Annotated in this window: 15 protein-coding genes; 6 read left to right on the top strand and 9 right to left on the bottom strand. The window is 32.1% G+C overall.

Annotated elements, in window-relative coordinates; genetic code table 11:
* Window positions 1-409: 409 nt before the first annotated feature.
* A complete protein-coding gene (locus CHLWT_RS05400) occupies window positions 410-2,032 on the bottom strand; it encodes a DUF8374 domain-containing protein (protein ID WP_176320864.1) in 1,623 nt (540 codons plus the stop codon).
* A gap of 347 nt (window positions 2,033-2,379) precedes the next feature.
* Here CHLWT_RS05400 and purU point away from each other — a divergent pair, with 347 nt between their 5' ends.
* The 5 genes from purU to glyS are packed head-to-tail and all read left to right on the top strand — an operon-like array spanning window position 2,380 to window position 7,202.
* The gene (gene purU, locus CHLWT_RS05395; RefSeq protein ID WP_112000546.1) at window positions 2,380-3,210 is read left to right on the top strand and encodes a formyltetrahydrofolate deformylase; all 831 of its coding nucleotides are present in this window, start codon (window positions 2,380-2,382) and stop codon (window positions 3,208-3,210) included.
* On the top strand, window positions 3,211-3,699 hold the full coding sequence (locus CHLWT_RS05390) for a tRNA (cytidine(34)-2'-O)-methyltransferase (protein WP_063998063.1): 489 nt from the start codon (window positions 3,211-3,213) through the stop codon (window positions 3,697-3,699). It begins immediately after the preceding gene.
* Window positions 3,687-4,967, top strand: coding sequence for an endonuclease/exonuclease/phosphatase family protein (locus CHLWT_RS05385; protein ID WP_151062165.1), 1,281 nt, complete (start codon window positions 3,687-3,689; stop codon window positions 4,965-4,967). The genes CHLWT_RS05390 and CHLWT_RS05385 overlap by 13 nt, the downstream gene beginning before the upstream one ends.
* 4 nt (window positions 4,968-4,971) lie before the next feature.
* Window positions 4,972-5,127: a hypothetical protein gene (locus CHLWT_RS05380; protein ID WP_370510340.1), complete on the top strand. Its 156-nt coding sequence runs from the start codon at window positions 4,972-4,974 to the stop codon at window positions 5,125-5,127.
* A 53-nt stretch (window positions 5,128-5,180) separates the two neighbouring features.
* Window positions 5,181-7,202, top strand: a complete 2,022-nt coding sequence (gene glyS / locus CHLWT_RS05375) for a glycine--tRNA ligase subunit beta (protein WP_112000040.1) — start codon at window positions 5,181-5,183, stop codon at window positions 7,200-7,202.
* Window positions 7,203-7,453: 251 nt separating this feature from the next.
* Here the strand turns inward: glyS and CHLWT_RS05370 are convergent, their stop codons facing one another.
* Genes CHLWT_RS05370 through CHLWT_RS05335 form a run of 8 tightly spaced genes read right to left on the bottom strand, consistent with a single transcriptional unit; the run spans window position 7,454 to window position 11,938 of the window.
* Window positions 7,454-7,858, bottom strand: a complete 405-nt coding sequence (locus CHLWT_RS05370) for a hypothetical protein (RefSeq protein WP_111970791.1) — start codon at window positions 7,856-7,858, stop codon at window positions 7,454-7,456.
* Window positions 7,855-8,118, bottom strand: coding sequence for a hypothetical protein (locus tag CHLWT_RS05365; RefSeq protein WP_176320863.1), 264 nt, complete (start codon window positions 8,116-8,118; stop codon window positions 7,855-7,857). The genes CHLWT_RS05370 and CHLWT_RS05365 overlap by 4 nt, the downstream gene beginning before the upstream one ends.
* On the bottom strand, window positions 8,108-10,174 hold the full coding sequence (locus CHLWT_RS05360; RefSeq protein ID WP_112000039.1) for a heavy metal translocating P-type ATPase: 2,067 nt from the start codon (window positions 10,172-10,174) through the stop codon (window positions 8,108-8,110). The genes CHLWT_RS05365 and CHLWT_RS05360 overlap by 11 nt, the downstream gene beginning before the upstream one ends.
* Entirely contained in the window at window positions 10,161-10,451 is a 291-nt protein-coding gene (locus CHLWT_RS05355; RefSeq protein ID WP_111948227.1) for a YtxH domain-containing protein, read from the bottom strand. Before CHLWT_RS05355 ends, CHLWT_RS05360 begins: the two co-directional genes overlap by 14 nt.
* Window positions 10,448-10,765 (bottom strand): hypothetical protein, encoded by a 318-nt coding sequence (locus CHLWT_RS05350; protein WP_170253205.1) that lies wholly within the window; start codon window positions 10,763-10,765, stop codon window positions 10,448-10,450. Before CHLWT_RS05350 ends, CHLWT_RS05355 begins: the two co-directional genes overlap by 4 nt.
* On the bottom strand, window positions 10,746-11,024 hold the full coding sequence (locus tag CHLWT_RS05345) for a hypothetical protein (RefSeq protein WP_112000038.1): 279 nt from the start codon (window positions 11,022-11,024) through the stop codon (window positions 10,746-10,748). The genes CHLWT_RS05350 and CHLWT_RS05345 overlap by 20 nt, the downstream gene beginning before the upstream one ends.
* Entirely contained in the window at window positions 11,017-11,625 is a 609-nt protein-coding gene (locus CHLWT_RS05340) for a hypothetical protein (RefSeq protein WP_112000037.1), read from the bottom strand. Before CHLWT_RS05340 ends, CHLWT_RS05345 begins: the two co-directional genes overlap by 8 nt.
* A complete protein-coding gene (locus CHLWT_RS05335; protein WP_112000041.1) occupies window positions 11,606-11,938 on the bottom strand; it encodes an HMA2 domain-containing protein in 333 nt (110 codons plus the stop codon). Before CHLWT_RS05335 ends, CHLWT_RS05340 begins: the two co-directional genes overlap by 20 nt.
* Before the next feature lie 341 nt (window positions 11,939-12,279).
* Here CHLWT_RS05335 and CHLWT_RS05330 point away from each other — a divergent pair, with 341 nt between their 5' ends.
* Window positions 12,280-12,489, top strand: a complete 210-nt coding sequence (locus tag CHLWT_RS05330; RefSeq protein WP_063998072.1) for a hypothetical protein — start codon at window positions 12,280-12,282, stop codon at window positions 12,487-12,489.
* Window positions 12,490-12,531 lie beyond the last annotated feature (42 nt).

Genomic DNA, 12,531 nt, shown 5'->3' with positions numbered 1-12,531 from the left:
TATGATACAGATGGTTGTGACACAAGCGAATGTCTTGATAAAGTAAGAGAAATAAAAAAGATAATAAGTTAAAGCAATAAATAGAAATTAAAGCAGATTTTAAAGAAGAAATAAAAATTGAGACTAAAAACGAAGAAATCGCTATAAAATCAGACAACAAAAAAATAAGATTGATAGTAACAAGGATAAAAATTCTTTAGTTGATGTTTTTGGTTTGATTGTCTTGAAAATCTACCGCCACAAATATAAATTACTTTAAGCTTTCTTTAAATTACTCTAAGAAAGCACCTAAATTTTAGACTAAATTTAGCGATATTATAAATGGCGTTATTTAAATTTAACTAGCTAAAATATTGAGCTTTATTTAATAGCTCAGCCATAATGCTTTATTTTTATTTATTTTTTATCTTTATTTTGTTCTATTTTTATGCTCGTTTTTGATCTTTATAGCTTCAAATATAAATTTAATATATCCGCCTTTATACCAGCTTTTGTGTGCTTTTATAATGGAATTTCCTAGCTTGTAGCTTAGATGATTTTTGATATTTTGGCTAGTTATTTCTAAATTTTTAATCTCTAGATCTTTTTTGAGTAAGCTCTCGTTTGTTGATTTTAGATTAGCCTCTTGCAAACTCAATTTATCGCTAAATTCTTTTATAGCCTTATCTTTTTTATTTATCTCTTCTTTGAGTGAGCTTATCTGCTCTTGTGGGGTTGGTTGTGGTGGCGTCGCTGGTTGAGCGGGTTGCGATACATTTGGTTGTGGCGTGGTTGGCTTTGGTGGTTGCGGTGGCGTGGCTAACTGCTCTTTAATCCTATTTATGATTTGTGGGCTTAGAACGCTATCAATATGCTTTGTGATATTAGGATACAAATGCCCGATATACTCATCTATAAACTCCATAGAATCTTTGAAAAATACAATATTTGGTATCAGATAAGAGCGGTCTATATCCCTATCAATCTCTATATCTCTATCACTTGGGATAAGGCTTAAATCAAATAATTTCATTTTTAAATTTGGCTTACATAAGAAAAATGCGATTAGATCGAAGTATGGTAAATTTATTGAATTTGGGCGGTCTTGAAATGCGGCGTGGTAAAACTCGGTATCTGGTAAATAATTTTTATTAAACATAGCTACAAATTCACTAGCAATCATCGGCTCAGCTTGAACTTCGCAATAATGATTAATTTTAGCAATTTTTTTAACAATAGCTACATTTTTATCACCAATGTATATTGCGGCGCAGTTTGTCAAAGCAGTACCAAATGAAAGCTTTGTAATTTCTCCATTAACTTCTAAAATCCAACCATGCATCCCAATAATTTGATACCCTTCATACCCTTCAAAACTCAAATGATTATCACCTTCTAGCCTATAAACAATCTCATCATACATTGAATTTTTAGGATTAAAAATCTTAAAATTCCCCACTCTTTTCATATCTTGTGGGGTTAATATCTTAAATTCAGGTAGATTGATATCTAAATTCTTATTTGAAATTTTAAAACAATCAATATTTTTAGCAATCTCTTTGCCGACATATCGATTAACTATCGCAAGCTGATGAGCGCCAAATTTATTACCAAACTGGATTATCTCGCTTTTTTCATAATAACTTTGCATATCTATAATATTTAACCCAAAATAATTAGCCAAAAATCTATGCATATTATCTATCGCCACATAACGATGAACTCCAAGTGGCAAAATCAATATACAAACTGGCTTTTTAAGCTCATATAAAGTTGCGTATAAATATTGTAAATTTTTAAATATTATCTCTAGACTAAGAGCTTCTTTTTCATCCGCATTATTATATATTTCATTTATATTACTCTCAGTTACTATCAAATCAGCATTTTTAATGGCTTCTTGATTTTTTTCTCGTTTTAATTCATATAAATTTTGTAAAGAAGTAGAACTACCTAAAGCCAAACTTGTCACATTCGCATACTCTCTAAGACTTTTTTGTAGCCCATTTACCATCACAGAGTTGCTACCACCAAGAAGTATGATATTTTTCATTTTACCAACTTTTAAAATTCAATTTCAAAAGTAGGCAGTTTATCAAAAAAAAAAAAAAAAAAATGAAATTAGAAAGTAAAGCTAATAAAAATATTTAATAATAAATTAATATTATAACAATCCATCTAGCTTTGAGACTTTATAAATTTCTCAATATCAAATCCACAAATATCAAGCCTAACACGATTAAATCTATCAAATTGGGTATTCTCATCAACTAGCATTTTCATCTGCGATATAGTATAGAAGTTATACTAATATTATGCTTGATATCTGTTTTTATAGTTTAACTTTTAAGCAAAAAAACTGTATAATCCACCAAATTTTTTTAAATTTTTGGAGCGGTTGTGGATTATATTTTAAAGATTGATTGCAATGACGAAAAAGGTCTCATACTAAGAGTTAGCGAGATAGTATTTAAAAATGGGCTAAACTATGTAAGTACAAGCGAATTCGTCGATCACGAGAATGAGCGTTTTTATATGCGAGCACGAATGGTGGGCGATGTAAATTTAGATGAATTTAAAAATACTTTAAGTGCATTTTTACCGCGTGATGCGCGTATTTTTTGTGAAGAGATCAAAAAAAAAGATATTGCGATTTTAGCTACAAAAGAAAATCACTGCTTAGGCGATCTACTCATCAAACATAGCAGTGGTGAGCTAAATGCCAACATAGTTTGCGTAGTAGCAAATCACGATACGCTTAAGCCTTTAGTAGAAAAATTTGACATCCCATTTAACTTAGTAAGCGCTGAGAATCTTAGTAGAGAAGAGCATGAAAATGCGGTTTTAGAAGTGCTTAAAAAGTATAAATTTGATTATATGGTTTTAGCAAAATATATGCGAATTTTAAGTCCTTTTTTTGTATCGAATTTTCCTAAGAAAATCATAAATATCCACCATTCGTTTTTACCTGCTTTTATCGGTGCAAATCCATACAAACAGGCTTTTGAGCGAGGAGTAAAGATCATCGGAGCAACCGCTCATTTCGTGACTGATGACTTAGATGAGGGACCTATCATCACTCAAGACGTTATAAGGGTAAATCACGAAATGACTTGGAAAGATATGCAAAGAGCCGGAAGAAATGTCGAAAAAGTAGTGCTTGGCAATGCTTTAGATCTTGTTTTTGACGAGCGCGTTTTTGTATATGGAAATAAAACGGTGATTTTTTAGATGTTTAATATAGTTTTAGTAAATCCGCAGATCCATACAAACACAGGAAGTATCGGAAGAATGTGTGTAAATTCAGGCTGCAAACTACATATCATTAAGCCTTTGGGGTTTGAGATAGATGATAAACATTTACGCCGTGCTGGGCTTGACTATTGGGCTAAATTAGATCCAAAAATTTGGGATAGTTTGGAGCAGTTTTTAAGTATAAATACTAAATTTAAAGATAGATTTTTTTTTGCTACGACAAAGACAAACCGGCTTTATTTCAATGCTAAATTTCAAAAAGGAGATTTTATATTTTTTGGTTCTGAAACGAGCGGATTGCCACTTGATCTTATGCGTTTAAATAAAAAAAACTGCATAACCATACCTATGACAAATGATGGTAGAAGTCTAAATTTAGCAACAAGTGTAGGTATAGTGACTTATGAAGCTATTCGCCAAAATATAGATGAATTTGATTTTAGGGATGAGATTTGCGAGTTTTGATCATACTTTTTATCTGCGTGTTTGCATTTTGCGCTGAGCTTAAAATCGCTACTTTTAACACTGAAAATTTATTTGATGGCACACAAAATGGTAACGAATATAAAGATTTTAGAGATGGTAAATGGAATAACGCCAAATATTCTCATAAACTAAACCAAATCAGTAATGTTATAAAATCCATAAATGCCGATGTTATCGCACTTCAAGAGATAGAAAATGAGGGAGTTTTAAAAGACTTAGCTATCAAATCAGGCTATAAGTATTTTAAATTTGCCATAAGTGATAAAAATTCGCCATTTGGGCTTGGTTTTTTGTCTAAAAAGCCTATTGTAAGTAGTAAAATATTTAACGTAAATGGTGTAAAAACAAGACCGATTTTAATGATAGAAATAGCGTTTGCCAAAGAAAAAATAAAGCTTTTTACCGCTCATTTACCAGCTTATAAAAATGGCTTAAGATATAGAAAAATAGCTGCAGATACGCTAATAAACGCCGCTAAAGGCGAAAAACACGCTGTAATCTTAGGCGATCTAAATAGCGATTTTGGATATGGCTTTTTGCTAAATGAGTTAAATGGTGAGTTTAAAAATATGTGGGAATTTCTAAATTCTTGGCAAAGAAAGTCCCATGTAAGAGGGAGCGCTATAGATCATATAATGCTTAGTAATGATTTTTTTAGTGGCGGTGATCTGATATATAAAAAAAATAGTTTTAGCGTTTATGATAAAAGCAGCGCCTCAGATCATTATCCGATTTATGTTGTTATCTTAGATGAACAAAAAATGCAAAATTTACAATTAAAAAATATAAATGAAATTTATAAACCTAGCAACGAACCTTCAAGGATAATCGGTGTTTTGATTTACCGCGATGATAAAGGTTTTGTTATAAGCGATGAAAATAGACGTGGAATTTATGTTTTTACGGATAAAAAACTTCCTCTTGGCACAAAAATCGATATGAGCGTTTTTGAAACAAAAGAGTATAAAGGAAATCTCGAAATCACAAATTTTGATATAAATAGCGTTCAAACAGGAGCCTATGAGAACCTAAAAGATTTTATGCTTAGCTCTAGTGATTTAAGTATGGCTAGGAGCGGAGATGTCTTGCACTCTGTAAGTTTAGAATTAAAAGATGGTTATGCGTACATAAACTCGCAAAAATTTAAAATTTATAGTAAATTTAGAAGTTTAAAAGATGGTATCTATGACTTTAAAAATGTTTTAGTTTGGAGCTACCGCGGGCAAAAGGAGCTTATAGTTGAGTGATTTTTTGAATTTTTTAATGTGGATTTTGATAGTTTTGTTTGTGTTTGTTTTTGTGGTAGGATTTAATCGTCAGATGATGGAAAAAAACCGCATTAGAGATGAGATAATAGCTAAAAGAAAAGAAGCAAAGCAAAATGAAGAAAATAAAAAAGATAAATAAGTTTTTAGCACTATAAAGCTATTTGTATTTATAATGAAAAATGGAGATGAAAGATGAGATTATTGATAGAGATTGGCGTAGAAGAACTGCCGGCGATTCCTTTTTTAAAAGAGTTAAAAAATATAGTTCCAAAATGGAAAAATTTGCTGGATGTTTATGGGCTTGAGTCTAAATTTGAGTTTGAATTTACGCCTAGAAGATTGATGATAAGTGGCGAGATCCCTGAGTTTTCAAAAGATATAGAAGTAGAGTTTATAGGTGCTCCAAAAGCTGTAGCACTTCAAAATGGAGTTTGGAGTGCGGCTGCAAAAAGTTTTGCTAATAAATGTGGGATAAGCGAAGCCAAGCTTGAGTTTAAAGATATAAAGGGCAAAGAGGTTTTATACTATAAAAGCGTTCAAAAAGGAAAGCTTACAAGCGAACTTTTACCAGAAATGATCTCTAAATTTGTAAGTTCTTTAAATTTTGGAAAGTCTATGCGTTGGGGAAGTGGCGAATATGAGTTTATCCGCCCGATCCGCTCACTCATCTGTATGCTTGATAATGAAAGCGTTGAGTGTGAGTTAATGGGAGTAAAAAGCGATAAGGCGTTTTATCCTCATAGAAGATACGGATATGAACCTATTAAATTTAATACCATAGATGAGTACTTTGAACTTCTACCTAAATTTGGTATTATGCTTAAAAGCACGGATAGAAAAGCTAAAATACTTAGAGAATTTAAAGAGATAGAAGCCTCAAGCGGTCTTAAGATAGAGCTTGACTTTGAACTTTTAGACGAAGTTGTAGCCATAACAGAGTTCCCAACGGCTCTACTTGGCACTTTTGAAAAAGAGTTTTTAGAAGTTCCTTCTGAAGTCATCATCACTTCGATGAAAGAAAATCAACGTTATTTTCCACTGATAGACAAAAATGAAAAGTTAAGCAATCATTTTATAGTGGTAAGCAACGCTTTAAGCGATGATAAAACACTCATAGTAAAAGGAAATGAAAAAGTACTAAGAGCTCGTCTTAGCGATGCTAAATTCTTTTGGGAGAGTGATTTAGCTGCTGAGTTTAGTAGTGAAAAACTAAAACAAATATCGTATCTAAACGAACTTGGAAGTATGTATGATAAAGAAATTCGTGAGCGATTTGTCGCAAGGACTTTAAGCGGATTTTATGATAAAGAATTAAAGATCGAGTTTGATGGCGACTATGAAGACGAGCTTGATCGCGCTGTGATGCTTTCTAAAGCAGATCTAGCTACTAGTATGGTTTATGAATTTACAAATTTACAAGGCATTATGGGTGCTTATTACGCAGCTTACAGAAGAGAAAATCCATTTGTCATAGAAGCGCTTAGGGAGCAGTATTTACCAAGTGGAGAAGGAAGCAGATGTCCTAGAACTCTGTTTGCTAGTATAGTTGCGCTCTCAAATAAGCTAGACACGCTTATGGGACTTTTTAGTATAAATAAAATACCTAGTGGCACAAAGGATCCTTACGCGCTTAGAAGGGCTGCTAGCGGTCTTATCAAGATAGTTTTAAATTTAGGTATAAATTTTGATGTTAAAATCGTTTTAAATGCTATAAAATCAAATTATAAAGAATTTGATATAAGCTTGCTTGAAAACTTTATATACGATAGACTTTACTCTATGCAAGATGCTAATCCTTCAGTTGTCAAAGCTTGTATAAATAGCGGTGAGAGCGACATCAAAAAGCTAAATTTAAACATTTTAGCTTTAAACGAAATTTGTAAAAAAGATGATTTTAAAGAGAGTTTTTCTACATTTAAAAGACTTGCAAATATCATAAAAGATGCTGAGATTTGCGCTGTAAATGAAGTGCTCTTTGAAGATGAAAGCGAAAAAGAACTAAACTCTAAATTTAAAAGTTTAAATTTAGATGAAGAGAATGCAAAAGATTATCTTGAGAGTCTTTTTGGGCTAAAACCATATATTGATAAATTCTTTGATAGCGTGATGATAAACCACGAAAATGAGAGTATCAAAGCAAACCGCAAGGCTCTCATCGCTCAGATCTATAAAGCGTTTTTACGTATCGCAGATATCAAGGAAATCAGCAATTAAGGCAGGATCAAGCATTTTAAGAGACTAGCTTATGGCGTATTTTAGGTAAGCTCATCTTTTTTATCTAAGACAGACTAAAATTTGCAAAAGCATGGTTACTAAGTCTTACTGCTTTAAGAGATTAGTTTGATGCTTAAAGACTGCAATAGACTTATGGGCAAATTTAAGTAAAACTTGCTTTTGCATATCAGTAAATTTAGTTGATTTTTGCTTGAACTTAGCGTCTAAATTTGGTTAAATGCTTATAAATTCTAAAACTTTCCGCTATAAAGTACTTTTTCATCAAAGTCGTATTGTACGTATATTTTTCCGTCTGTTTTTCTAATATCTCTTAAGTACCTAGCTATGTCCGCAGCTGTTTTTTCAAAAACTTTTTGGCTTATTTTCGTTTTTCCTATCAAATTTGCTTGTGTGTCTTTTGTTTGCGCTTTTAAATTTACATCAGACAATATATCTTTATACATCAGCACTATATCTTTTTGATTTTGCTCATCTATACTCATATAACCAACTTCTATATCGTAGCTAACTTCGTCATTTTGCGTCTGCAAATTTGAAGTTTCTTGCTCTAATATCTGAGTGTTTTTAACCGTGCTAGCTTGATTTGTACATGCACTAAAAAGTAGTGCAAAAGTCAAAATGTAAAGTTTTTTCATATATCTTTTTTAGCCTTCTTTCTACTTCGTTCGTTTAAAAATTTAGCATATTTCGTTCCATAAAGACTAGCATGCCAGACGCTAAATCCTATTAAAGCCACTCCAGATACCGTGTGCAACTTCGCGGCTTGTCTATTTTTTAAATTTAAAGCCGTTATGGCTAGTATTGCTAGACTAGTGCTCATCGCTATCTTAGCAGCGCTTCTTTGAAACTCTATATCTAATAATTTTCCGCTTATTATATCAAATTTATCTTGCATTAGTGTTCCTCGTATTTAGTGAATTTAAAAGTAGTGCTATGGTTGTTCCATTATGTAAAACTGCGGTTTGGATAGGGTTTAGCTTACCAAGAGTAGCCCCTAGTAAAATGGCTGAGTTTATACCTACTGTAGCTTTGAAATTTGTATTTATCTTATCCATTGTTTTGTTTGCTATGAGCTTTACTTTTGCTACTGAGCATATATCGTCTTTTAAAAGACTTATATCTGCACTCGCTTTTGCGATATCTGCGCCTTTACTCATACTTATGCCGACATTAGCTTTAACTAAGCTTGGAGCGTCATTTATCCCGTCTCCTATGAAAGCTACTTTTTTACCCGAATTTCTTAAATTTTCGATAATCTTTGCTTTATCAGTAGGCAAACAGTTTGCAAAGACTCTGTCTATACCTAGATTTTTTGCAACTTCTTCAGCTTTGCTTTTTATATCTCCGCTTAGCATTATTATCTCTTTTACGCCGTATTCTTTTAGTTTTGAGATGCAATCTCTTGCATTAGCTCTTATCTCATCTTTTAAAGCTATAACTCCTATGAGTTTTTTATCATAAGCTATATAAAGTAGAGCTAAACCACTATTTTCTAAAATGTCTAGCCTGTCTTTGTGCGCTCTAAAATCCACCATTTCATCATCTTCTAAAAAGTGACGACTACCTATGATAACTTCTTTGCCTTTTACAGTCGTCTTTACGCCATGAGCTACTATAAATTCAACCTCTTCATGATGAATATGATGAAAGCCTCTTTGGCGCGCTGCTTTTACTATGGCTTCTGCTACTGGATGAAAATAGTGTTCTTCGGCACTTGCGCTTAAATTTAAAAGCTCATTTGGGCTTATGTTTTCATCGAAGCTATAAATTTCGCTTACGCTTAAGTTTCCATAAGTGAGCGTTCCTGTTTTGTCAAATACAAAAGTATCAGCCGCGCTTAGCGCTTCTATAGCTTTTGCACCTTTTATGAGTATTCCATCTCTTCCGCATATACTAATGCTAGTTTTAAAAGCAACTGGAGTGGCTAGCTTAAGAGCACACGAATAATCTGCTTGTAACACCGAAGCCATTGACATAGTATTTTTATTTATCAAATAGCTAAGTCCTGCAAGCCCTAAGGTGACCGGGACTAATTTATTTGCTAGTTTTGTAGCTTTTAGCCCTATGTTTGATTTTTCATTTAGGCTTGACTGAATGTATTTTTTGATACGATTCGTCGTTGTTTCTTCTCCTATGAGCTCAGCCCATATTTTTATACGTCCTTCTTCGACTATAGTGCCACTCATAACAAGATCGCCTCGCTCTTTTTTTATAGGCTCAGCCTCTCCTGTCATACTGACTTGATTTATACTTGCACTTCCTTCTACGATATATCCGTCGATAGCTATGCTCTCGCCAGTAGATACTACTACAATATCTCCTTTTTTTATATCATTCGTATTTACCAAAACTAGCTCGTTTTTGCCGTCTTTTTTTATCTCTATCCAAGCCTCTTTTATGCTAGGTTTTGCTAGTTCTTTTATGAGATCGTCACTTTTATGGACGGTGCTTTCTTCTATATATTCGCCTAAATTTAAAAGCAAATTTGTACCATTTGCCGCTCCGTAGTCTCCTCTTGCAAGGCTAACACCGACTGCTAAAGCCTCAAGCGTTTTGCTAGTAAGACCTTCGCTAAATAGCTCATAAGATCCGGCTTTTAGTAAATTTATCGAACCGTATAATGAAGCTAATTTATTAAATTTAGCATTATTATTTAAAGCACTAAGTGCCAAAATAGCTATCGATTTATAAATTTCAGCTTTGCTTGGCTCTTCTTTTTTATTTTTTAACTGCTTTATTTCTATACTTTGCAAACGCTTAAGCAGTGTATTTAAACTAGAATTATGAGTTACAATGATACTTTTTGCAGCCTTATTTACTCTTACACTTGTGATCTCGTCAAATTTAAGAATATCTGCTTCTAATCTTCTTTCGTCGCTAAGTTCGTTTAAGTCATCGCATATAAATCTAATTCTATTGCCTATTTTACTAGCAATGCTAATTTTTTGCATTTATTTCGGCCTTAGCATCTTCAAATCTCTCTTTTAGCTCCTCAGCTCCTGCTTGAAGTAAATTTGTTGCTTTGATTATAGCTTTAAACATAGCTTGTTGTGCGTTTTCATTTGTAAGTATATAAGTTAGTCCAGCACCTATCAAAACGCCTTTTAAAAATCCTGCGGTATTAAAGTTTTCAGGTATAAAAGGAACGTCTTTTGCAAAATTATTTATAGCATTATCTAGCCCTTGTGAAGCTGAGTTTTGGTTGTTGTTTATATATGGATTTGTCACTGATCTTCCTTTGTATTTATAAATTTATTTGTAATTCCTACAAGAGTTATGCCCAAAGCTAAATTTAAAGCAGCTTTTGAGTACTCACCTCTTACTATATTATTTGAAGCCGATATCCCAAAGCCTGCTACGATACCACTTTCTAGGCTAAATTTGAGAGTTTTTTTAACACCATTTTTAGGGTCTATTTTTGCATCTTTTATCTCTTTATAGTAAAAAGCACCGCTACTGATAAATCCTATAAGAGCTCCGCTTAAAAAGTTATCTCCTGGCAAACGTGAGCTAGAAAATAGACTATTTTGAGATAGCATCATTAGATTTTGCCTTGTTGGTTGTAGTTTTTTTAGCTACTCTTTTTGCTTTTACGGGCGCTTTTTCTGGTTGCTTTTTGAGTTTAGACATAGTTTCGTCTTTGGCTTTTATAGCTATATCTTTTCCTTTTTCAAGTCCGCACATAAGTTTATCTTTTATAACTTTTCTATTGTTAAAAGCTAGTATTGCTAAACCTCCAGCTACTGCTCCTGCTATAAATGGAAGTGCCATTTTAAATCCTTTATCTGAAGTGTTATTCATCTTTTTTGCCTTTGTTTATCATTTCGCTTATCATCAAACCTACTAAAGAGCCAGCTGCAATACCGCCAAAAAATGAGAAATTTGGATTTTTTAAAAGATTTTGTAGATCGTCTTTACTAGCCTTGCCTGATGCAATCAAATTTGCTTTATCAAGAAATTCTTGTATGCCATTTGTGCTGTGTTCGTTTTTGTTTTTATTTTCACTATTTTTGTTAAAAAGTTGCTGTTTTAAAGCTGGGATATATTCGTTATTAGAAGTAGCCCAAAGTCTGAAAAATAGATCTTTTACATCATCGTCTAGATCCTCTACGCTGTTTTTATAAAATTCGTTTAGCTCTAGCTCATAATTTAAGCAAACGATGAGTTTGTCATCTAAATTTGAAGGAGTTATGATTTGGTGATCGTAGTTTTGCAATTTGTAGTTTTTGATACTAGCTAAGCTTTCTAGCAGTATGATTCCATTTTTTTTGATAGCTAAAATTTGAGCGAAAATGTCATTATCATCTTTAAAATTTGAATATATAAGCAAACCTTTGTTTTCATAATTGTAAGCCAAAGAGAAGATCTCTTCTTTACTATTTTTATTTAAATTTGTTTGCATGATATTCCTTTTTGATTTGGTTTATTTTTTGAGAGATGCTTTCTAAATTTATCCCATTTAGCAGATCGTGCCAAATTTCTTGCGGAAATTTGTGATTGTCGTAAAGAATTGTTATAGAGCCTACCATTTTATTAAATTTTACGCTATGTATGCCTTCTATTTTCTCTATAATTTCATCTAATTTATGCAAATTTACTTCGTTTTGTAGTTCTTTTATTTTTGGAGAAACTCTAACTCTAATACGTCCAGGAGTGCTATGGATCAAAGAGCAGTAATCAGCCACTTGTTTTAATATCTCTATGTTTGAGTCCATTTGTTTTGTTTCCTACCTACTTGATTTTATCGATATGATAAAGCTTTTATTTGTTATATTATATAAAAATATTTTAAAAAATTCTTTATCAAAACTTACTTTTTACAGATTATAATAAGCGATATCAAGATAATTTAAAAATTGTAATGAAAATATCCTTAATAAAATATAAAATTTAACCGATAAAATGGGTAAAATATGGAAAATTCATAACAATTTTTATCATATTTTTTTGATAATCTAAATTTATAAATGAAATTTGTTATCATAAAGCTTGGATTAAGATTGTTTTGATATTATTCGCAAAATTTATTTTTTATATATTTGTATAGGAGATTTACTTGACTTATGATGAATTAGAGCTTGAAGCTATGATACAAGAGGTCTTAGAAGAGTTTGGCGACTTCGAAAATTTAGATGACGAAGAGCTTTACGAACTTATAGAAAATACAAAAAATTTCACCGATGGTGATGCTGAAGAGGCTTACGAACATCTTAATCAGTATAGCCCTATAAATAGAAAGAGATTTGTGAATTTATACTCGGTTTAATAGCTTTAAATTTACGTAAATTATGATATCATAGATTTAGAA

It is taken from the genome of Campylobacter hyointestinalis subsp. lawsonii, from assembly GCF_013372165.1.
Lineage (GTDB): Bacteria > Campylobacterota > Campylobacteria > Campylobacterales > Campylobacteraceae > Campylobacter > Campylobacter lawsonii.
Note: the sequence above shows the minus strand (reverse complement) of the source record. Positions and strands in the feature narration are given on the sequence as shown.